The sequence below is a fragment of the Streptomyces yangpuensis genome, assembly GCF_024666385.1.
GTDB classification, from domain to species: Bacteria; Actinomycetota; Actinomycetes; order Streptomycetales; family Streptomycetaceae; genus Streptomyces; species Streptomyces yangpuensis.
On record NZ_CP102514.1, the window covers coordinates 4,391,445 to 4,411,795 of the forward strand.

The 20,351-nt window shown below is 68.6% G+C and carries 29 protein-coding genes; all 29 read left to right on the top strand.

Going from position 1 to position 20,351, the window contains the following annotated elements:
* Positions 1-43 precede the first annotated feature (43 nt).
* The 29 genes from rfbD (at position 44) to rplO (ending at position 20,277) form a co-directional block, all read left to right on the top strand.
* Positions 44-916 (top strand): dTDP-4-dehydrorhamnose reductase, encoded by an 873-nt coding sequence (gene rfbD, locus NRK68_RS20135; protein ID WP_183067109.1) that lies wholly within the window; start codon positions 44-46, stop codon positions 914-916.
* Positions 913-2,247, top strand: a complete 1,335-nt coding sequence (locus tag NRK68_RS20140) for a lipopolysaccharide biosynthesis protein (protein WP_183066950.1) — start codon at positions 913-915, stop codon at positions 2,245-2,247. Before rfbD ends, NRK68_RS20140 begins: the two co-directional genes overlap by 4 nt.
* 68 nt (positions 2,248-2,315) lie before the next feature.
* The gene (locus NRK68_RS20145) at positions 2,316-3,005 is read left to right on the top strand and encodes a glycosyltransferase family 2 protein (RefSeq protein ID WP_052757985.1); all 690 of its coding nucleotides are present in this window, start codon (positions 2,316-2,318) and stop codon (positions 3,003-3,005) included.
* Positions 3,002-3,418 carry a DUF2304 domain-containing protein gene (locus NRK68_RS20150; RefSeq protein WP_183066948.1) on the top strand — a complete coding sequence of 139 codons (417 nt, stop codon included), beginning with the start codon at positions 3,002-3,004 and terminating at the stop codon, positions 3,416-3,418. The genes NRK68_RS20145 and NRK68_RS20150 overlap by 4 nt, the downstream gene beginning before the upstream one ends.
* Before the next feature lie 6 nt (positions 3,419-3,424).
* Positions 3,425-4,327 carry a glycosyltransferase family 2 protein gene (locus NRK68_RS20155; protein ID WP_257856363.1) on the top strand — a complete coding sequence of 301 codons (903 nt, stop codon included), beginning with the start codon at positions 3,425-3,427 and terminating at the stop codon, positions 4,325-4,327.
* Positions 4,328-4,358: 31 nt separating this feature from the next.
* Entirely contained in the window at positions 4,359-6,167 is a 1,809-nt protein-coding gene (locus NRK68_RS20160; protein ID WP_183066946.1) for a chromate transporter, read from the top strand.
* Positions 6,168-6,305: 138 nt separating this feature from the next.
* Complete coding sequence (locus NRK68_RS20165) at positions 6,306-8,909, top strand: peptidoglycan recognition protein family protein (protein WP_257856364.1); 2,604 nt, start codon at positions 6,306-6,308, stop codon at positions 8,907-8,909.
* A 100-nt stretch (positions 8,910-9,009) separates the two neighbouring features.
* On the top strand, positions 9,010-10,119 hold the full coding sequence (locus tag NRK68_RS20170) for a hypothetical protein (RefSeq protein ID WP_183066944.1): 1,110 nt from the start codon (positions 9,010-9,012) through the stop codon (positions 10,117-10,119).
* A gap of 466 nt (positions 10,120-10,585) precedes the next feature.
* On the top strand, positions 10,586-10,894 hold the full coding sequence (rpsJ, locus tag NRK68_RS20175) for a 30S ribosomal protein S10 (RefSeq protein ID WP_003948644.1): 309 nt from the start codon (positions 10,586-10,588) through the stop codon (positions 10,892-10,894).
* Between the two features lie 14 nt (positions 10,895-10,908).
* Complete coding sequence (rplC, locus tag NRK68_RS20180; protein ID WP_007265899.1) at positions 10,909-11,553, top strand: 50S ribosomal protein L3; 645 nt, start codon at positions 10,909-10,911, stop codon at positions 11,551-11,553.
* 5 nt (positions 11,554-11,558) lie between these two features.
* Positions 11,559-12,209: a 50S ribosomal protein L4 gene (gene rplD, locus NRK68_RS20185; protein ID WP_183066943.1), complete on the top strand. Its 651-nt coding sequence runs from the start codon at positions 11,559-11,561 to the stop codon at positions 12,207-12,209.
* Positions 12,209-12,532 (top strand): 50S ribosomal protein L23, encoded by a 324-nt coding sequence (gene rplW / locus NRK68_RS20190; protein ID WP_007265901.1) that lies wholly within the window; start codon positions 12,209-12,211, stop codon positions 12,530-12,532. The genes rplD and rplW overlap by 1 nt, the downstream gene beginning before the upstream one ends.
* Positions 12,533-12,571: 39 nt before the next feature.
* A complete protein-coding gene (gene rplB / locus NRK68_RS20195; RefSeq protein WP_030026325.1) occupies positions 12,572-13,408 on the top strand; it encodes a 50S ribosomal protein L2 in 837 nt (278 codons plus the stop codon).
* A 12-nt stretch (positions 13,409-13,420) separates the two neighbouring features.
* Entirely contained in the window at positions 13,421-13,702 is a 282-nt protein-coding gene (gene rpsS, locus NRK68_RS20200; protein WP_007265903.1) for a 30S ribosomal protein S19, read from the top strand.
* Positions 13,703-13,745: 43 nt separating this feature from the next.
* Positions 13,746-14,093 carry a 50S ribosomal protein L22 gene (rplV, locus tag NRK68_RS20205; protein ID WP_007265904.1) on the top strand — a complete coding sequence of 116 codons (348 nt, stop codon included), beginning with the start codon at positions 13,746-13,748 and terminating at the stop codon, positions 14,091-14,093.
* Entirely contained in the window at positions 14,093-14,932 is an 840-nt protein-coding gene (gene rpsC, locus NRK68_RS20210; RefSeq protein WP_007265905.1) for a 30S ribosomal protein S3, read from the top strand. The genes rplV and rpsC overlap by 1 nt, the downstream gene beginning before the upstream one ends.
* 5 nt (positions 14,933-14,937) lie before the next feature.
* On the top strand, positions 14,938-15,357 hold the full coding sequence (rplP, locus tag NRK68_RS20215; RefSeq protein WP_030653642.1) for a 50S ribosomal protein L16: 420 nt from the start codon (positions 14,938-14,940) through the stop codon (positions 15,355-15,357).
* Positions 15,357-15,581 (top strand): 50S ribosomal protein L29, encoded by a 225-nt coding sequence (rpmC, locus tag NRK68_RS20220; RefSeq protein ID WP_007265907.1) that lies wholly within the window; start codon positions 15,357-15,359, stop codon positions 15,579-15,581. The genes rplP and rpmC overlap by 1 nt, the downstream gene beginning before the upstream one ends.
* Positions 15,581-15,862 carry a 30S ribosomal protein S17 gene (gene rpsQ, locus NRK68_RS20225; protein WP_030008467.1) on the top strand — a complete coding sequence of 94 codons (282 nt, stop codon included), beginning with the start codon at positions 15,581-15,583 and terminating at the stop codon, positions 15,860-15,862. The genes rpmC and rpsQ overlap by 1 nt, the downstream gene beginning before the upstream one ends.
* Positions 15,863-15,998: 136 nt before the next feature.
* Positions 15,999-16,367 carry a 50S ribosomal protein L14 gene (gene rplN / locus NRK68_RS20230; protein WP_003956455.1) on the top strand — a complete coding sequence of 123 codons (369 nt, stop codon included), beginning with the start codon at positions 15,999-16,001 and terminating at the stop codon, positions 16,365-16,367.
* Positions 16,368-16,369: 2 nt separating this feature from the next.
* Positions 16,370-16,681, top strand: a complete 312-nt coding sequence (gene rplX, locus NRK68_RS20235) for a 50S ribosomal protein L24 (RefSeq protein WP_030026329.1) — start codon at positions 16,370-16,372, stop codon at positions 16,679-16,681.
* The gene (gene rplE / locus NRK68_RS20240) at positions 16,681-17,232 is read left to right on the top strand and encodes a 50S ribosomal protein L5 (protein WP_030026331.1); all 552 of its coding nucleotides are present in this window, start codon (positions 16,681-16,683) and stop codon (positions 17,230-17,232) included. The genes rplX and rplE overlap by 1 nt, the downstream gene beginning before the upstream one ends.
* Positions 17,233-17,237: 5 nt before the next feature.
* Complete coding sequence (locus tag NRK68_RS20245; RefSeq protein ID WP_003956452.1) at positions 17,238-17,423, top strand: type Z 30S ribosomal protein S14; 186 nt, start codon at positions 17,238-17,240, stop codon at positions 17,421-17,423.
* 221 nt (positions 17,424-17,644) lie between these two features.
* Complete coding sequence (gene rpsH, locus NRK68_RS20250; protein ID WP_007265911.1) at positions 17,645-18,043, top strand: 30S ribosomal protein S8; 399 nt, start codon at positions 17,645-17,647, stop codon at positions 18,041-18,043.
* A 20-nt stretch (positions 18,044-18,063) separates the two neighbouring features.
* Positions 18,064-18,603: a 50S ribosomal protein L6 gene (gene rplF / locus NRK68_RS20255; protein WP_030773832.1), complete on the top strand. Its 540-nt coding sequence runs from the start codon at positions 18,064-18,066 to the stop codon at positions 18,601-18,603.
* Positions 18,604-18,605: 2 nt separating this feature from the next.
* Positions 18,606-18,989 (top strand): 50S ribosomal protein L18, encoded by a 384-nt coding sequence (gene rplR, locus NRK68_RS20260; protein WP_030026334.1) that lies wholly within the window; start codon positions 18,606-18,608, stop codon positions 18,987-18,989.
* Positions 18,990-19,034: 45 nt separating this feature from the next.
* Positions 19,035-19,637, top strand: coding sequence for a 30S ribosomal protein S5 (gene rpsE, locus NRK68_RS20265; protein ID WP_007265914.1), 603 nt, complete (start codon positions 19,035-19,037; stop codon positions 19,635-19,637).
* The gene (rpmD, locus tag NRK68_RS20270) at positions 19,637-19,819 is read left to right on the top strand and encodes a 50S ribosomal protein L30 (RefSeq protein ID WP_005313525.1); all 183 of its coding nucleotides are present in this window, start codon (positions 19,637-19,639) and stop codon (positions 19,817-19,819) included. Before rpsE ends, rpmD begins: the two co-directional genes overlap by 1 nt.
* 2 nt (positions 19,820-19,821) lie before the next feature.
* Positions 19,822-20,277: a 50S ribosomal protein L15 gene (gene rplO, locus NRK68_RS20275; protein ID WP_008739693.1), complete on the top strand. Its 456-nt coding sequence runs from the start codon at positions 19,822-19,824 to the stop codon at positions 20,275-20,277.
* Positions 20,278-20,351: the final 74 nt, after the last annotated feature.

Consider the following 20,351-nt stretch of genomic DNA (forward strand, 5'->3'; position numbering starts at 1 on the left):
CAACTCACCGGCCGGCCGCTGGCTCGTCACCGGCGCCGGCGGGATGCTCGGCCAGGACGTCCTGACCGTCCTGAAGCGGGCCGGGATCGAGGCCGTGGGCCTCGGCCGCGCCGACCTCGACATCACCGACCCGGCCGCGGTCCGGGCCGCGGTCGAGGGCGTCACCGTGGTCGTCAACTGCGCCGCCTGGACCGACGTCGACGGCGCCGAGACCGCCGAGGAGGCCGCGACCGCCGTCAACGGCACCGCCGTGCGCGTCCTCGCCGAGGCCTGCGCCGACGCCCACGTGCGCCTGATCCACGTCTCCACCGACTACGTGCTGCCCGGCGACGCCTCGGAGCCGTACCGCGAGGACGCCGAGACCGGCCCGGTCAACGCCTACGGGCGTTCCAAGCTGGTCGGCGAGCAGGCCGTCACCGAACTGCTGCCGCAGGACGGATACGTCGTACGGACGGCCTGGCTGTACGGCGAGCACGGCCCGAACTTCGTCGCCACCATGCTGAAACTGGCCGCCCAGCGCGACACCCTCGACGTGGTCGACGACCAGCACGGCCAGCCCACGTGGTCCTACGCGCTGGCCCGCCACCTGGTCGAGCTCGGCCTGGCCGCCCTCAAGGGCTGGGCCATGGGCGGGATCTACCACGGCACCGCGAGCGGCCGGACCACCTGGATGGGGCTCGCCCGCGAGACCTACCGGCTGAGCGGTCTGGACCCCGAGCGGATCCGGCCGACCACCTCCGAGGCGTTCGTCCGCCCCGCCGCCCGCCCCGCCTTCAGCGTGCTCGCGCACGACGCCTGGAAGGAGGAGGCCGGCCTGGAGCCGCTCCCCGACTGGCGCGAACAGCTGACCCAGGCGCTCGCCACCCCCGGCTTCGCCGCCCTCGCGAAGGCGGCCCGGGACGGCCGCGCGGGATGAGAACCCTGCTGAACAAGTTGAGCGCGGCGCTGCCGCCGGGCACCGTCGCGGTGGCCGGCGGCACCGTCGTGCTCGGCGCCGCGTCCTACGCCCACCTCGGCGTGGCCGGACACAGCCTGTCCGACGCGGGCTACGCCGACGTCTCGGTGCTGTGGACGATCGTGATGTCCCTCGGCATCGGCGTCTTCTTCCCCCTGGAGCAGGAGCTCACCCGGATCGTCTCCGCCCGCGTGGTCCTCGGCCAGGGCGCGGCCCCGGTGCTGCGCCGGGCCGGCCTGCTCACCGCGGGCATCCTCGGCGCGACCCTGCTCGTCCTCGGCCTCGGCGCCGGCCCCCTCGCCGACCTGCTGTTCCACGGGGACCGCGCCCTGGTGGCGGCGCTCGGCGGGGCCTTCGCCGGCATGGCCGTCTGCTACCTCACCCGCGGTGTGCTGGCCGGGCTCGGCCGCTTCGGCGCGTACGGCACCCAGCTCGCCGTCGACGGCGGCCTGCGGATCGTGCTCGCCCTCGGCTGCGCCCTCCTCGGGCTGCACTCGGCACTGGCCTTCAGCCTCATCCTGGCCGTCGCGCCCGTCGTCGCCACGCTGGTGACGCTGCCCGCGCTGCTGCGCGCCGTCGGCCCGGGCGAGCAGATCGCATGGCGCGAGCTGACGGCCGGCCTCGGCCTGCTCGTCTGCGCGACCCTGCTGTCCCAACTCGTCGTGAACGCGGCCGTCATGAGCACCAAGCTGCTGGCGCCGTCCGACAGCGCGCTGATCGCGGCGCTGATGAGCGCGACCGTCCTCGCGCGCGTGCCGCTCTTCGTCTTCGGCTCGCTCCAGGCCTCGCTGCTCAGCGGCCTGACCGCCGCCTTCACCGCCGGCGACCGCGTGGCTTTCTGGGCGATGCTGCGCCGGATCGCCCTGGTCGTCGCGGCGCTCGGTCTGCTCGGCGGAGTGCCCGCCACGATCCTCGGCCCCTGGCTCATCGAGGTGCTGTTCGGCATCCAGGACCCGGTGCTGGGACGCTTCGACTTCTTCCTGCTGTCCGCAGGCACTGCCGCGTACATGTTCGCGATGGTTCTGGGACAGGCACTCATGGTATTCAAGCGGCACAACCTGCAGTTGCTCTCCTGGGCCGTCGGCACGGCGGTCCTGGCGGGCATCACCCTGATCCCCGGCGAGGTGTCGATGCGCGTGATCGTCGCCTATGCCCTGGGCTCGACGGCCACCGTGCTCGCTATGCTGACAGCTCTCAGGCTGAGCTTCTCCGGAGCCGCGGCCGCAGCCGGTGAAGCCCCCCGGCAGACGGCCGAGACCGGCGCCCCGGGCGTGGGCGCGGTCGGGAGATGACCATGCCGGCCCACGACGTCACACCGATCACCGAGCACTCGTACGTGCCACTTTCCGCTGGAGCTACCGTGTCCCAATACGACGATGTCTGGCTGGTCATACCGGCCTATAACGAGGGCCAGGTGATCGCCGACGTGGTCGAGGGGGCCCGCAAGACGTTCCCCAACATCGTCGTCGTCGACGACGGCAGCACCGACGACTCGGCCGAGCACATAGCCACCACGGGCGCCCACCTGGTCCGCCACCCGGTCAACCTCGGCCAGGGCGCGGCCCTCCAGACCGGTCTGAAGTACGCGCTCGCCCAGCCCGGCGCCCGCTACTTCGCGACCTTCGACGCCGACGGCCAGCACCAGACCAAGGACGTCGAGACGATGGTCGGCGTGCTGCGGCGCGACGAGGCCGACGTCGTGCTCGGTTCCCGCTTCATCGAGCAGAACGGCCAGGTGCCGTGGATCAAGCAGGTCGTGCTGCGCACGGCCGCCGCCGTCAGCCCGACCGCCCGCAAGCTCAAGCTCACCGACGCGCACAACGGTCTGCGGGTGCTGAGCCGCAAGGCCGCCGAGCAGCTGAACATCACGATGAACGGCATGGCGCACGCGTCCGAGCTCGTCGGTTTCCTGGCGGGCTCCGACCTGCGGGTCACCGAGGTCCCGGTGGACATCCTCTACACCGAATACTCGCGCTCCAAGGGCCAGTCCCTCATCAACGGCGTGAACATCATCTTTGACATTTCGCTGCGGGAGCGTGGGCGTCGATGAAGTACTTCTGGATCCAGCTCGTCCTGATCGTCGGCTCCGTGTCGATGGCCCTGGTGTTCATCCGCACGTGGAGCCAGGCGAAGAACCGGGCCTGGAAGCGCATCGCGTTCTCGCTGTTCGTCGTCGTCAACGTGTACGCGGTGCTCCGCCCGACGGACGTCACCTGGCTCGCGCACCAGCTCGGCGTCGGCCGCGGCACCGACCTGGTGCTCTACGTGATGGTCCTCGCGATGGGCTTCCTCACGCTCAACACCTTCCTGCGGTTCCGCTCGCTGGAGAAGAAGATCACCGACCTCGCCCGGACCGTGGCCATCAACGAGGGCATGCGGCACAACGACGAGCGTCTGAGCGCCGAGCCCGGCGCCGAGGCGGCCGTCACGGCGGACGCCGACTCCGACTCCGTGAAGGCCTGAAGCTCCATGGTGACCTTCGACTTCATGCTCCCCTACTACGGGGACGTGCAGCTGATGCAGGACGCCGTCCGCAGCGTCCTCGCCCAGACGGACCGGGACTTCCGCCTCGTCGTCATCGACGACGGCAAGGAGCCCGACGTACCGGGCTGGTTCGCCGCGCTCGGCGACGACCGCGTGCACTACACGCGCAACGAGCAGAACCTCGGCATCACCAAGAACTTCCAGAAGTGCGTGCAGCTGTCCGAGGCCGACCACGTGGTCATCATGGGCTGCGACGACGTGCTGCACCCGCACTACCTGGAGACCGTCCGCGCGATCGTCGAGGCCCACCCGGGCATCGGCATGGTCCAGCCGGGCGTCGAGGTCATCGACGGCACCGGCCAGGTCAGCCAGGGCGGCCTCGCCGACACCACCAAGAAGCGGCTGTACGCCCCGCAGGTCAAGGGCCGCCGCCTGATGGGCGGGGAGGAGCTGGCCGCCAGCGTGCTGCGCGGCAACTGGCTCTACTTCCCGTCGATCGCCTGGCGCGGCGAGGTGCTGCGCAAGGTGAACTTCCGGGACGACTACTCCGTCATCCAGGACCTCGCGCTCGTGGTCGATCTGCTCGAAGGCGGGGAGCAGATGGTCATCGACAACTCGACGACCGTCTTCCAGTACCGCCGGCACGCCGTTAGCGAGTCGTCGGTCCAGGCCTTCTCCGGCACCCGCTTCGCCGAGGCCGAGCGCTACTTCTCCGCGGTGGCCGCCCGTATGGACGCCCGCGGCTGGCCGAAGGCGGCGCGCGCGGCGCGCTTCCACAGCGCCTCCCGGCTGCACGCGCTGACGATGCTCCCCGGGGCCCTGCGCAGCGGCAACAAGGCGGGCGCCCGCACCCTGGCGAAGCACGCCTTCACCTCCGGCCAGAACTGATCAGACTCCGCCCACCACGAAACGGACCGAGATGACACACCTGGCCCCCGAGGCGGTCGGCGACGCCGGCGCCCCGGCCCAGCGTCCTGGCGAACCGGCGCAGAGCGAGAGCCGCCCCTCCCCGTCGCGGAGCGGGGGGTGGCTGTCCCGTCGGTGGGTGCAGATCCTGGCCGAGGTGGTCGTCAGCGTGGTGGCAGCCCTCGGGTTCACGCTGCTGAGCCGGCACATCGGCGTCAACCCGATGAACCGTCTCGGCCAGGTCAGTGGGCTCGCCAGGCTCCAGCTGCACGTGGCCGTACTCGGACTCCCGCTGCTCGGACTGCTGCTCTACACGGCCTACCGGGGCTCGGCCCGGCGGCACGCGCTCGTCAAGCGGCTGGTCTGCGGGGCCCTGGCCGGGCTGGCCACCGGCGTGGTGGCCGGCGGGATCGTCGTCGCGCTGCGCGGCACCCCGCACCCGCTCGGCGGCCAGGAGGGCGACCCGAGCGTCCTGGTGGAGATGGCCAACTCGTTCCTGTCGGGCGAGGGCATGTCCGGCATCTACCCGCCCGCGTTCCCGGCGCTGATCGCGCTGTGGGCCAAGGTCCGCTACGACGGACTCGGCAGCTCGGGCTTCGCCCTGCACGACCTCCAGATCGTCTGCAGCGCCCTGGTCGGCCCGATGGCGTACCTGTCGTGGCGCCTGCTGCTCCGTCCCTTCTGGGCGCTGCTGATCGCGGTCCCGGCGGCCGTGCTCTTCCTCGACCCGGTCCGCCCGTACAGCCACGTCGTGATGATCGTGCTGCTGCCGCTCCTCGGGTACCTCTTCCGCGAGCTGCGCCGGTCGGCCGGCCGCACCCCGAAGTCCCTGGTGCTGCGGGGCGCGGGCCTCGGCGCGGTCTTCGGCGGGCTCTTCCTCTGGTACTCGGGCTGGTTCGTCTGGGCCGCGCCCGGCGCCGCCGTGCTCTTCTTCTTCCTCTTCCCGTGGCGGGCCGGCGCCCCCGCGGTGAAGCGGGCGGCGCTGTACGTCGGGGCCGTGCTGGTCACGGCCGGCGTCATCGGCGCCCCGCTGCTCTACCAGATGGCACGGCTGGGCTCGCAGACCCCGGACCGGTACGCCTACCTCGGTGTGTACGCGGACCCCGGGTACGTCCTGGGCTGGATCTCCGACCGGACGGGCTTCATCAAGTACAACCAGTGGCCGGTTCCGGGAGAGATGGCCGGCCAGACCGGGTTCGCGCTGCTGCTGATCCTGGGCGTGGGCCTCGGTGTCGGCCTCGGCCTGCGGCACGTCATGGTCCGTACCGCCGCGGCGGTCCTCGCGGGTGCCTGGCTGGCCCGCTTCTGGTTCGCCTCGCACATGGCGCACGACAAGGCGGTCCAGCTCTTCCCGCGGACCACCTGGATCATCATGTACTCGCTGATGATCCTGGCCGTCCTCGGTGTGATGGCGGCGGTCCAGCGGGGCTCGGGATGGACGGAGCGGACCCTGCGGCCGGCCTCCGCCGCGCCCTCGGCGCGGGTCATCCCGCGGCGGACGGTCCGTCAGCTCTCGGCGGGCATGGTGTGCGCGGTCGCGCTGTTCGCCACCATGGGCGCCTCCTGGTCGGTCAACCGGTACATGCCGACGCACGAGGACACCGACCTGATGGGCCTCGACGCCTGGCGCGCGCACAACATCAAGCTGCCGAACGGCAAGTGCCCGCGCTTCGCGCCGAACAAGGACTGCGAGGACCTCGACGTCAAGCTGTGGAAGCAGTTCAAGGACGACGGCGAGATCTGGTGCGCGAACATCGTGGCGAAGGACTGGCCCGCGATCTGCGGCCGGAAGGCGCCATTCAAGGACAAGTCGGTGGAATAGCACTCGCGTACGACCCGACTGCGACGCGCATCACGTGCGTAGCCCCCGTCCCGCTCTGATCGGCCGTCACGGCGGCCAGTAGGATCCGGTCGGCCAGTGCTGTCACCTGGCAGGATCCTTACAGGGGTTGGGGACAACTTGAAGATAGGTCGTGCGCGCGGGACGGCTCTGGCCGCCGCGCTCGGCGTCGTCGCGGTCCTGGGCATCCAGGGTGTCGCAAGCGGCACGGGCGATTCCGACGAGGGCGAGGTGTCGCCCTACAGCGCCCGTGCCCGTGAGAAGGGCCCGGTCGCGGGAGAGCTGCACAAGCTCGCCCTCAAGCCCAAGGGCAGGGGAGAGGCCGTCCTCTCCCAGCAGGAAACCGAGCCGTTCGGGCTCCTCGGCGTCTCCTGGACCGACCCCGAGGCCGAGGTGAAGGGCAGGATCGAGGCCCGCACCCGCGACGCCGACAGCGGCAAGTGGTCGAAGTGGGTCGTGCTGGAGCAGGCCGAGTCCGGCCTCGACGGCAAGCGCCCGGGCCTGCGCGGTGCCACCGAACCCGTCTGGGTCGGCCCGTCCGACGGCGCCGAGGTACGGGTGACCGGCGGCGGCACGCTGCCCGCCGGCATGGAACTGAACCTGGTGGACCCGGGTGCCGGCGCCGCGAAGGCGAAGAAGAAGAGCGACCTGGGCCTGGCCCCGGCCGCCTTCGCCCTCCCCGCCGTGGACCCCGCGCCGACGACGCCGGGACCGGAATCGACCGCCCCGCGGCCGGACGTGGTCTCGCGCGTGCAGTGGGGCGCCGACGAGTCCCTGAACAACGAGGGCCCGGTCTACCTGCCCGGCGGGAAGATCAAGGCGGTCTTCGTCCACCACACCGCGTCCACCACGCCGTACGAGTGCTCCGAGTCCGCGGCGATCGTCCGCAGCCTGCACGTCTACCACGTCAAGGGCAACGGCTGGCGCGACCTCGGCTACAACTTCCTCGTCGACAAGTGCGGAACGGTCTTCGAGGGCCGCCAGGGCGGTGTGGACCAGCCCGTCCAGGGCGCCCACACCTACGGCTGGAACGCCGAGTCGACGAGCGTCTCCGTCCTCGGCGACTACACGAGCGCCGGCGCCTCGGCCGCCGCGCTCGACGGCATATCCAAGGTCACGGCGTACAAGCTCGGCCAGTACGACGGCGACATGAACGGCACCGCCACGCTGACCGCGGGCGCCACCCAGACGAACTTCTCCGGCAAGAGCTTCACCGCCGGCCAGCAGTACGAGTTCAAGTCGCTCTCGGGTCACCGCGACGGCTTCAACACCCAGTGCCCGGGCAACTCGCTCTACCCGCAGCTCGAAGCGCTCCGCCAGACGGGCCCCGCCGCCCAGCTGAAGATCGCCTCCGTGAACGGGGCGACGGCCACGCCGGGCGCCACCCTCCCGAGCGGCGCCGCCCTCACGGTCGACTGGACCACCAGCACGGCCACCGGCCGACTGGCCAAGTTCGAGCTGCTCGTGGACGGCGAGGCCACCGCGGTCACCGACGGCGCCGCCCGCAAGGCGACCGCCGTCGTGACCGACGGCAAGCACGAGGTCCGGGTCCGGGCGACCGCCGCGAACGGCAAGGTCTCCACGAGCCTGCCGGTCACCGTCGAGGCCGAGGTCAAGGGCGCCAAGTTCGTCCCGGTCTCCCCGAAGCGCCTGATGGACACCCGTGAGGGTCTCGGCGTCCGCAGGGGCCCGGTCGGCAGCGGCGAAGTGGTCACCCTGCCGGTGGCCGCCGCGACCGGCGGCACGCCCACCGCGGTGGTGCTGAACGTGACGGCGACGAACCCGACGCAGCCGAGCTTCGTGTCGGTGTACCCGAGCGGCACGACCCGTTCCAGCGCGTCGAACCTGAACTTCACCCCGGGCAGGACGATCCCCAACCTGGTGGTCGTGCCGGTCGTCAACGGGAGTGTCAGCTTCTACAACAACCAGGGCACCGTCGACCTGATCGCGGACATCACCGGCTACTTCACCTCGACCGCTGACGGCGCCACGCAGACCAACTTCGGCCCGAAGCGCCTGATGGACACCCGCAACGGCACCGGAGTCCCGGCCGCCCCGGTCGGCACCGGCGGCGTGGTCACCCTGCCCGTGGCGGGCGTCGACGGGATCCCGGCCACCGGCGTCAAGGCCGTCGTCCTGAACGTGACGGCGACGAACCCGACGCAGCCGAGCTTCGTGTCGGTGTACCCGAGCGGCACGACCCGTTCCAGCGCGTCGAACCTGAACTTCACCCCGGGCCAGACCATCCCCAACCTGGTGGTCGTGCCCGTCGTGGACGGCAAGGTCAGCTTCTTCAACAACCAGGGCACCGTCGACCTGATCGCGGACATCACCGGCTACTTCTCGGACAGCGACACGGGCGCCACGCACGCCAACTTCGGCCCGAAGCGCCTGATGGACACCCGTACCGGCACCGGCGTCCGCAAGGGCCCGGTCACCGGCGGCGGCGTCGTCACCCTGCCCGTGGCGGGCGTCGGCGGCGTCCCGGACACCGGGATCAAGGCCGTGGTGCTGAACGTGACCGCGACGAACCCGACCGAGGCCAGCTTCGTGTCGGTCTTCCCCAGCGGCACGACCCGCTCCAGCGCGTCGAACCTGAACTTCACCCCCGGTCTCACGATCCCCAACCTGGTGGTCGTGCCCGTGGTGGACGGCAAGGTCAGCTTCTACAACAACTCGGGCTCCGTGGATCTCATCGCGGACATCACCGGATACTTCCGCTGACGGAAGAAACGTCTCTGCGTGGCTGAGGGGCTCCGCACCACCCGGTGCGGAGCCCCTCGCGCATGTCCGGGCGGACCCAGGGACCAAGGGGAGGACAGACATGGGGAACAACGACAACGGCACACCCGGCGTCTCCGACGAGGAGTGGGCCCGCTTCACCGAGCAGGCCGCGCAGGGGGCGGGGGACGCGCCGAGGGAGCCGTCCGCACGGGCGCGGATGGTCACCGCGCGACTGCGCGCCGCACAGGGCCAGGAGCCGCCCGGCTGGCGCACCGGCCCCGCGCCGCGCGAACGCCGCCGGCCGACCCGGCTGAAGGCCGCCGCGGCCGTCGTGGCCATCGCGGCGCTCGCGCTGATCGCCGTACGGCCCGAGCTGGTGATCGACCGGATCACCGGCAGGACCGAGGCCCGCGAGGACGCCGCGAAGGCGGCCCCGCTGCCCGCGGAGTCCGTACGCCCGACCGCCGCGCCCCCGTCGCTGCCGCCCGACCGGCCGACCCTGCAGGAGCCCTTCCGCGGCTCCCCGGCCCTGCAGTGGGCGGACGGCGCCGCCGGCATCGAGCTCCCCGCGGCGACGCCCGTGGCCGGGATGTCCGCCGAGACGGTCGCGGACGCGCTCCAGAAGGCCCGGCAGTTCCTGGTCGCGTCCAACCTGGACCCGGCGACCCTGCGGGGGGAACGGCCCGCCTCCGCGATCGCCCTCCTCGACCCCCGCCAGCCCGACCTGCTGAAGGACGTGGAGCAGTACCTGAAGGCGCCCACCGCGCAGGACACGCCCGTCCTGCTCTTCACCCGCTTCGACCCCAACCGGGTCAAGCCGGTCGGGGACGTCGTCAAGGTGCGCGGCAGCATGCGCGCGGAGCAGGGGGAGCCCGGCGAGCTGCTCGTGGTGGCGGACTACACCTTCGTCCACCCCGTGACGCCGGCGACCGGGGGCCCGGACGTGCAGCGCATCATCGTGCGGCGGCAGACCACCTTCGCCCTGCTCGACCCGGCCCGCTGGGAGACCACCCGGGGCCGTCTCCAGCTGCGGGCGTACCACTCGGAGTGGTCGAACGTGGAGTGCGAGGCGGCCGACGGATTCCTCCACCCGCAGTTCACGGCGGACCTGGCCGCGGGAGGTCAGCCCACCGGGCCGGCGGTGGATCCGTACGACCGCAGCAGGGAGATCAAGGACGAGAAGGCGTGCGGGACGGTGACCCGCTCCTGACCGGGGGAGACCCCGCCTCGCAAGGCGCGGCGCGGTTTGACCACTCAGCGTGGCGGGGTATTCTCTTGGGCCCGATTGGCCAGGTACGTCTCTCGTATGGCAGACTACTCAAGTTGCTCGGCTGAGTGCCGATGCTGCGCGCCTCCCGCCGGGAGGACCGGAAGCGAGTCCCACAGTACTCGTCGTCCTTAATCTGCCCCTCGGGGCAGCAATGGGGACGGACGTACGGGAATCTTCTGGGAAGTGTCAGCACGGTGCCCACCAGGCACCCGGTGGGTGTTTCTCCCCCGAATCGCGGTCATGGGACCGCACCCCCTTGGACGAGGGAATTTCCGTATGGGAATTTTCTGTGGAGGGAGTGCGACACGCCCGACCGCGTGGGTCGGAGGAGAGGCCGTGGGACCCCGTCCCGCAGCCGACCGGGAGCCAGAGCGTTTCCACACAGAGACAGGACTACGGAGTAGCCATGGCGGGACAGAAGATCCGCATCCGGCTCAAGGCCTACGACCACGAGGTCATCGACTCCTCGGCGAAGAAGATCGTCGAGACGGTGACCCGCACTGGTGCGTCGGTCGCGGGCCCGGTGCCGCTGCCCACTGAGAAGAACGTGTACTGCGTCATCAAGTCGCCGCACAAGTACAAGGACTCGCGCGAGCACTTCGAGATGCGCACGCACAAGCGCCTGATCGACATCCTCGACCCGACGCCCAAGACCGTTGACTCGCTGATGCGCCTGGACCTTCCGGCCGGCGTCGACATCGAGATCAAGCTCTGAGAGGCGTCGAGAAGATGGCAAAGCAGATCAAGGGCGTCCTGGGCGAGAAGCTCGGCATGACCCAGGTCTGGGACGAGAACAACCGTGTCGTCCCGGTGACCGTGGTCAAGGCCGGACCCTGCGTCGTTACCCAGGTCCGTACGAACGACATCGACGGCTACGAGTCGGTCCAGATCGCCTTCGGCGAGATCGACCCGCGCAAGGTGAACAAGCCCCTCAAGGGCCACTTCGCCAAGGCCGACGTGACCCCCCGCCGCCACCTGGTGGAGCTCCGCACCTCCGACGCCAGCGAGTACACGCTCGGCCAGGAGATCACTGCTGAGGTGTTCGAGTCCGGCGTCAAGGTTGACGTCACGGGCAACAGCAAGGGCAAGGGCTTCGCCGGTGTCATGAAGCGGCACAACTTCCGGGGCCTCGGCGCCGGTCACGGTGTGCAGCGCAAGCACCGCTCCCCCGGTTCGATCGGTGGCTGCGCCACCCCTGGGCGTGTCTTCAAGGGCATGCGCATGGCCGGTCGCATGGGTAACGAGCGCGTCACCACCCAGAACCTGACCATCCACGCGGTAGACGCGGAGAAGGGTCTGCTCCTCATCAAGGGCGCAGTCCCCGGTCCGAACGGCGGCCTCGTCCTGGTCCGTACCGCGGCCAAGGGGGCTTGAGGTTAATGAGCACCATTGACATCCTTTCGCCGGCAGGCGACAAGGCCGGTACCGTCGAGCTCCCCGCGGAGATCTTCGACGCGAAGACCAGCGTTCCGCTGATCCACCAGGTCGTCGTCGCGCAGCTGGCCGCTGCCCGTCAGGGCACGCACAAGACCAAGACCCGCGGCGAAGTCCGTGGTGGTGGCAAGAAGCCTTACCGCCAGAAGGGCACCGGCCGCGCCCGTCAGGGTTCGACCCGCGCTCCGCAGTTCGCCGGCGGTGGCGTCGTCCACGGCCCGCAGCCGCGTGACTACTCGCAGCGGACCCCGAAGAAGATGAAGGCCGCCGCCCTCCGCGGTGCCCTCTCGGACCGCGCGCGTCACTCCCGCATCCACGTCGTCACCGGCGTGGTCGAGGGTGCCGCCTCCACCAAGGCCGCCAAGACGCTGTTCGGCAAGATCTCGGAGCGCAAGAACCTGCTCCTGGTCGCCGAGCGCTCTGACGAGCTGGCGTGGCTGTCCGCCCGCAACCTGCCCCAGGTTCACATCCTGGAGCCGGGCCAGCTGAACACGTACGACGTGATCGTCTCTGACGACGTGGTCTTCACCCAGGCCGCGCTCGAGTCCTTCGTGTCTGGCCCCAAGGCCGATGAGACCGAAGGGAGCGACGCCTGATGTCTGAGGCGACCGTTACCAGCAAGACCTTCACCGACCCGCGCGACCTGCTGATCAAGCCGGTCGTCTCGGAGAAGAGCTACGCGCTGCTGGACGAGAACAAGTACACGTTCATCGTCGCGCCCGGCGCCAACAAGACCCAGATCAAGCAGGCCGTCGAGGCGGTCTTCTCGGTCAAGGTCACCGGGGTCAACACGATCAACCGTCAGGGTAAGCGCAAGCGCACCAAGACCGGTTTCGGCAAGCGCGCCAACACCAAGCGCGCCATCGTGACCCTTGCCGAGGGCAACCGTATCGACATCTTCGGCGGCCAGGCCTCCTAACGGAGGTCTAGTCGTCCGGAATCGGACGAGGACTGAGAAATGGGTATCCGCAAGTACAAGCCGACGACCCCGGGCCGTCGTGGCTCCAGCGTCGCCGACTTTGTCGAGATCACGCGGTCCACGCCGGAGAAGTCGCTGGTCCGCCCCCTGCACAGCAAGGGCGGCCGTAACAACACCGGTCGTGTGACCGTTCGCCACCAGGGTGGTGGCCACAAGCGCGCCTACCGCGTGATCGACTTCCGTCGTCACGACAAGGACGGCGTGCCGGCCAAGGTCGCGCACATCGAGTACGACCCCAACCGCACCGCGCGCATCGCGCTGCTGCACTACGCCGACGGCGAGAAGCGCTACATCATCGCGCCGCGCGGTCTGCAGCAGGGTGACCGGATCGAGAACGGCCCCACGGCCGACATCAAGCCGGGCAACAACCTCGCGCTCCGCAACATCCCGGTCGGTACCACGATCCACGCGATCGAGCTCCGCCCCGGTGGCGGCGCCAAGTTCGCGCGTTCCGCTGGTGCCTCCGTGCAGCTGCTGGCGAAGGAGGGCGTGATGGCCCACCTTCGTATGCCGTCCGGTGAGATCCGTCTCGTCGACGCGCGCTGCCGCGCCACGGTCGGCGAGGTCGGCAACGCCGAGCAGTCGAACATCAACTGGGGCAAGGCCGGCCGTATGCGCTGGAAGGGCGTTCGCCCGTCCGTCCGCGGTGTCGCGATGAACCCGGTTGACCACCCGCACGGTGGTGGTGAGGGCAAGACCAGTGGTGGTCGCCACCCGGTCTCCCCGTGGGGTCAGAAGGAGGGTCGTACTCGTTCGCCGAAGAAGGCTTCGAACAAGTACATCGTCCGCCGCCGCAAGACGAACAAGAAGCGCTAGGAGCGGGTTTAGATGCCGCGCAGTCTCAAGAAGGGGCCCTTCGTCGACGACCACCTCGTAAAGAAGGTGGACGCCCAGAACGAAGCCGGCACCAAGAACGTCATCAAGACCTGGTCCCGTCGCTCGATGATCATCCCCAGCATGCTGGGTCACACCATCGCGGTGCACAACGGCAAGACCCACGTCCCGGTGTTCGTCACCGAGTCGATGGTCGGCCACAAGCTCGGCGAGTTCTCGCCGACTCGCACCTTCCGCGGCCACGTCAAGGACGACCGGAAGTCGAAGCGCCGCTAAAGGCGGGGTGGTTACGACTATGACTTACACCGAAGGGACAACCATGGAAGCCAGGGCCCAGGCGCGGTACATCCGCGTCACGCCCATGAAGGCCCGCCGCGTGGTGGACCTTATCCGTGGCATGGATGCCACGGAGGCTCAGGCGGTCCTGCGTTTCGCCCCGCAGGCCGCGAGCGTGCCGGTCGGCAAGGTGCTGGACAGCGCCATCGCCAACGCCGCGCACAACTACAACCACCCGGACGCCTCCACGCTGGTCATCAGCGAGGCGTACGTGGACGAGGGCCCGACCCTGAAGCGGTTCCGTCCGCGTGCCCAGGGCCGTGCCTACCGGATCCGCAAGCGGACCAGCCACATCACCGTGGTCGTCAGCAGCAAGGAAGGTTCCCGGTAATGGGCCAGAAGGTAAACCCGCACGGGTTCCGACTCGGCATCACCACGGACTTCAAGTCCCGTTGGTACGCCGACAAGCTGTACAAGGACTACGTCAAGGAAGACGTCGCCATCCGTCGGATGATGACGTCCGGCATGGAGCGCGCCGGCATCTCGAAGGTTGAGATCGAGCGCACCCGTGACCGCGTGCGTGTGGACATCCACACCGCTCGTCCGGGCATCGTCATCGGCCGCCGTGGCGCCGAGGCCGACCGCATCCGCGGTGACCTCGAGAAGCTCACGGGCAAGCAGGTCCAGCTGAACATCCTCGAGGTCAAGAACCCCGAGCTCGACGCTCAGCTGGTTGCCCAGGCCGTTGCCGAGCAGCTCTCCTCCCGCGTCTCCTTCCGTCGTGCCATGCGCAAGAGCATGCAGGGCACGATGAAGGCCGGCGCCAAGGGCATCAAGATCCAGTGCGGCGGCCGTCTCGGCGGCGCCGAGATGTCCCGCTCCGAGTTCTACCGCGAGGGTCGTGTGCCGCTGCACACGCTGCGCGCGAACGTGGACTACGGCTTCTTCGAGGCCAAGACCACCTTCGGCCGGATCGGCGTGAAGGTCTGGATCTACAAGGGCGACGTCAAGAACATCGCCGAGGTTCGCGCCGAGAACGCTGCGGCCCGTGCGGGTAACCGCCCGGCCCGTGGTGCCGGCGCTGGCGACCGTCCCGCCGGCCGTGGTGGCCGTGGTGGCGAGCGCGGCGGCCGTGGTGGCCGCAAGCCGCAGCAGGCTGCTGGTGCCGAGGCCCCCAAGGCCGACGCTCCCGCCGCCGCTCCGGCCGAGAGCACCGGAACGGAGGCCTGACCGACATGCTGATCCCTCGTAGGGTCAAGCACCGCAAGCAGCACCACCCGAAGCGCCGCGGTATGGCCAAGGGCGGTACTGAGGTCTCGTTCGGCGAGTACGGCATCCAGGCGCTCACCCCCGCCTACGTGACGAACCGCCAGATCGAGGCGGCTCGTATCGCGATGACCCGCCACATCAAGCGTGGCGGCAAGGTCTGGATCAACATCTACCCGGACCGTCCGCTGACGAAGAAGCCTGCCGAGACCCGCATGGGTTCCGGTAAGGGTTCCCCGGAGTGGTGGATCGCGAACGTGCACCCGGGCCGGGTCATGTTCGAGCTGTCCTACCCGAACGAAAAGATTGCGCGTGAGGCCCTCACTCGTGCGGCCCACAAGCTGCCGATGAAGTGCCGGATCGTCAAGCGCGAGGCAGGTGAGTCGTGATGGCGACGGGAACCAAGGCGTCCGAGCTCCGCGAGCTCGGCAACGAGGAGCTCGTTGCCAAGCTGCGCGAGGCCAAGGAGGAGCTGTTCAAGCTCCGTTTCCAGGCGGCCACCGGCCAGCTGGAGAACAACGGCCGGCTCAAGTCCGTCCGTAAGGACATCGCTCGCATCTACACCCTGATGCACGAGCGTGAGCTCGGTATCGAGACGGTGGAGAACGCCTGATGAGCGAGAACAACGTGACTGAGAAGACCGAGCGCGGCTTCCGTAAGACCCGTGAGGGTCTGGTCGTCAGCGACAAGATGGACAAGACCGTCGTCGTCGCCGTCGAGGACCGCGTCAAGCACGCGCTGTACGGCAAGGTCATCCGCCGTACGAACAAGCTCAAGGCTCACGACGAGCAGAACGCTGCCGGCGTCGGCGACCGCGTCCTCATCATGGAGACGCGTCCGCTGTCGGCGAGCAAGCGCTGGCGCATCGTCGAGATCCTCGAGAAGGCCAAGTAAGGAAATTCGCGCAAGCGAATTCCAATAGTCAAGGCCTGAGGGGTTTCCCTCGGGTTCGTTCCGCCAGGCTCGGTCGGGGCTCCGCTCACAGCAGTGAAGCCCCGGCCGGGAACCGGCAGACAAACAGGAGATAGACGTGATCCAGCAGGAGTCGCGACTGCGTGTCGCCGACAACACTGGTGCCAAGGAGATCCTTTGCATCCGTGTTCTCGGTGGCTCCGGTCGCCGCTACGCGGGCATCGGTGACGTCATCGTCGCCACCGTCAAGGACGCGATCCCCGGTGGCAACGTGAAGAAGGGTGACGTCGTCAAGGCGGTCATCGTTCGCACCGTCAAGGAGCGCCGCCGCCAGGACGGCTCGTACATCCGCTTCGACGAGAACGCCGCCGTCATTCTGAAGAACGACGGCGACCCTCGCGGCACCCGTATCTTCGGCCCCGTCGGCCGTGAGCTGCGCGAGAAGAAGTTCATGAAGATCATCTCGCTCGCGCCGGAGGTGCTGTAAGCATGAAGATCAAGAAGGGCGACCTGGTACAGGTCATCACCGGTAAGGACAAGGGCAAGCAGGGCAAGGTCATCGTCGCCTTCCCCGCCGAGAACCGCGTCCTGGTCGAGGGTGTCAACCGGGTCAAGAAGCACACCAAGGCTGGCCAGAACCAGGCCGGTGGCATCGTGATCACCGAGGCTCCGGTCCACGTGTCCAACGTCCAGCTGGTCGTGGAGAAGGACGGCAAGAAGGTCGTCACCCGCGTCGGTTACCGCTTCGACGACGAGGGCAACAAGATCCGCGTTGCCAAGCGCACGGGTGAGGACATCTGATGGCTACCACTCCGCGTCTGAAGACGAAGTACCGCGAGGAGATCGCGGGCAAGCTGCGTGAGGAGTTCTCCTACGAGAACGTCATGCAGATCCCCGGCCTCGTCAAGATCGTCGTGAACATGGGTGTCGGCGACGCCGCCCGTGACTCGAAGCTGATCGACGGTGCCATCCGCGACCTGACGACGATCACCGGTCAGAAGCCGGCCGTCACGAAGGCCCGCAAGTCCATCGCGCAGTTCAAGCTGCGCGAGGGTCAGCCGATCGGCTGCCACGTCACCCTCCGTGGTGACCGTATGTGGGAGTTCCTGGACCGTACGCTGTCGCTCGCGCTGCCGCGTATCCGTGACTTCCGTGGTCTGTCGCCGAAGCAGTTCGACGGCCGTGGCAACTACACCTTCGGTCTCACGGAGCAGGTCATGTTCCACGAGATCGACCAGGACAAGATCGACCGTACCCGGGGTATGGACATCACCGTGGTCACCACGGCGACCAACGACGCTGAGGGCCGCGCGCTCCTTCGTCACCTCGGCTTCCCCTTCAAGGAGGCGTAAGCGAGATGGCGAAGAAGGCTCTCATCGCGAAGGCTGCCCGTAAGCCCAAGTTCGGTGTGCGTGCGTACACCCGCTGCCAGCGCTGCGGTCGCCCCCACTCCGTGTACCGCAAGTTCGGCCTGTGCCGCGTGTGCCTCCGTGAGATGGCTCACCGTGGCGAGCTGCCGGGCGTGACCAAGAGCTCCTGGTAATCACCCTCGTCCGCAAGGACTTGGGCGTTTCCAGGCACTCTCGGTAAGCATCTGGACGGTGGGTGCCCGGCCGCGCATGCCTTAGGCTTGTGTGGTTGGGCGTCCGCCGCCCTATCGACTTACTACGCCGTAGGTCCCCGTGCCGCACCCGTCCCGCCACTGAGCGGGGAGAGGGATGGCGCATACAGGAAACCCCGGCGAGAGAGGCCGAAGGCCACTTCATGACCATGACTGACCCCATCGCAGACATGCTCACGCGTCTGCGTAACGCTAACTCGGCGTACCACGACACCGTCGTGATGCCGCACAGCAAGATCAAGTCGCACATCGCGGAGATCCTCAAGCAGGAGGGTTTCATCACCGGCTGGAAGGTCGAGGACGCCGAGGTCGGCAAGAACCTCGTCCTCGAGCTGAAGTTCGGGCCGAACCGTGAGCGCTCCATCGCGGGCATCAAGCGGATCTCGAAGCCCGGTCTGCGCGTGTACGCGAAGTCCACCAACCTGCCGAAGGTCCTCGGCGGCCTGGGCGTGGCGATCATCTCCACGTCCCACGGTCTCCTGACCGGCCAGCAGGCAGGCAAGAAGGGCGTAGGTGGGGAAGTCCTCGCCTACGTCTGGTAGTCGGGAACGGAGGAAAAGCAATGTCGCGAATCGGCAAGCTCCCCATCCAGGTTCCCGCCGGTGTGGACGTCACCATCGATGGCCAGACGGTCAACGTGAAGGGCCCCAAGGGTTCCCTCGCGCACACCGTTAAGGCGCCCATCGCAGTTGTCAAGGACGAGGACGGCGTTCTGAACGTCACCCGTCCGAACGACGAGCGTCAGAACAAGGCCCTGCACGGCCTGTCCCGCACGCTGGTGGCGAACATGATCACCGGTGTGACCACGGGATACGTCAAGGCTCTCGAGATCAGCGGTGTCGGTTACCGCGTGGCCGCGAAGGGCTCCGACCTGGAGTTCCAGCTCGGCTACAGCCACCCGATCCTGGTGGAGGCGCCCGAGGGCATCTCCTTCAAGGTCGAGTCGCCGACCAAGTTCTCGGTCGAGGGCATCGACAAGCAGAAGGTCGGCGAGGTCGCCGCCAACATCCGCAAGCTGCGGAAGCCCGACCCGTACAAGGCCAAGGGTGTCAAGTACGCCGGCGAGGTCATCCGCCGCAAGGTCGGAAAGGCTGGTAAGTAGCCATGGCATACGGTGTGAAGATCGCCAAGGGCGACGCGTACAAGCGCGCTGCCAAGGCTCGCCGCCACATCCGCATCCGCAAGAACGTCTCGGGTACGGCGGAGCGTCCGCGCCTCGTCGTGACGCGTTCCAACCGCAACATCGTTGCTCAGGTCATCGACGACCTCCAGGGCCACACCCTGGCGTCGGCGTCGACCCTGGACGCTTCGATCCGCGGTGGCGAAGGCGACAAGAGCGCCCAGGCCCAGGCCGTCGGCGCGCTCGTCGCCGAGCGTGCCAAGGCCGCGGGTGTCGAGACCGTCGTCTTTGACCGCGGTGGCAACCGATACGCCGGGCGCATTGCCGCTCTGGCTGACGCCGCCCGCGAAGCCGGGCTGAAGTTCTAAGCCCCGGTTCCGGGACTCACGGACGTAACAGAGAGAGGTAATCCAATGGCTGGACCCCAGCGCCGCGGAAGCGGTGCCGGTGGCGGCGAGCGGCGGGACCGGAAGGGTCGCGACGGTGGCGCTGCCGCCGAGAAGACCGCTTACGTTGAGCGCGTTGTCGCGATCAACCGTGTCGCCAAGGTTGTCAAGGGTGGTCGTCGCTTCAGCTTCACCGCGCTCGTCGTGGTGGGTGACGGTGACGGCACCGTAGGTGTCGGTTACGGCAAGGCCAAGGAAGTTCCCGCGGCCATCGCCAAGGGCGTCGAGGAAGCCAAGAAGAACTTCTTCAAGGTTCCCCGCATCCAGGGCACCATCCCGCACCCGATCCAGGGCGAGAAGGCGGCCGGCGTTGTCCTGCTGAAGCCTGCTTCCCCCGGTACCGGTGTTATCGCCGGTGGCCCGGTGCGCGCCGTTCTGGAGTGCGCCGGCGTTCACGACATCCTGTCGAAGTCGCTCGGCTCCGACAACGCGATCAACATCGTGCACGCGACCGTGGAGGCCCTCAAGGGTCTGCAGCGTCCCGAGGAGATCGCGGCTCGCCGTGGTCTGCCGCTCGAGGACGTCGCCCCCGCGGCTCTCCTTCGTGCACGTGCCGGGGCGGGTGTCTGATGGCCCGCCTCAAGATCACGCAGACGAAGTCGTACATCGGCAGCAAGCAGAACCACCGCGACACGCTGCGTTCGCTCGGGCTCAAGCGCCTGAACGACGTCGTCGTCAAGGAGGACCGCCCCGAGTTCCGCGGAATGGTGCACACCGTCCGCCACCTCGTGACGGTTGAGGAGGTTGACTAATCATGGCTGAGAACAGCCCGCTGAAGGCCCACAACCTCCGTCCCGCCCCCGGTGCCAAGACCGCGAAGACCCGTGTCGGTCGTGGTGAGGCGTCGAAGGGTAAGACGGCCGGTCGTGGTACGAAGGGCCAGAAGGCCCGTTACCAGATCCCGCAGCGCTTCGAGGGTGGGCAGATGCCCCTCCACATGCGCCTGCCGAAGCTCAAGGGCTTCAAGAACCCGTTCCGTACCGAGTTCCAGGTTGTCAACCTGGACAAGCTCGGTGCTCTCTACCCCGAGGGTGGAGAAGTCACGGTGGCCGACCTGGTCGCCAAGGGCGCGGTTCGCAAGAACAGCCTCGTCAAGGTCCTGGGCCAGGGCGAGCTCTCCGTGGCGCTGCAGGTTTCGGTTGACGCCGTTTCCGCCTCCGCCAAGGAGAAGATTGCCGCTGCCGGCGGCACCGTCACCGAGCTCGTCTAAGACGATTTCAGTGGCTGAATAGCTCAAAACCCGACCGGGGATGCCTCACATATGGGGCATCCCCGGTTGGTCGT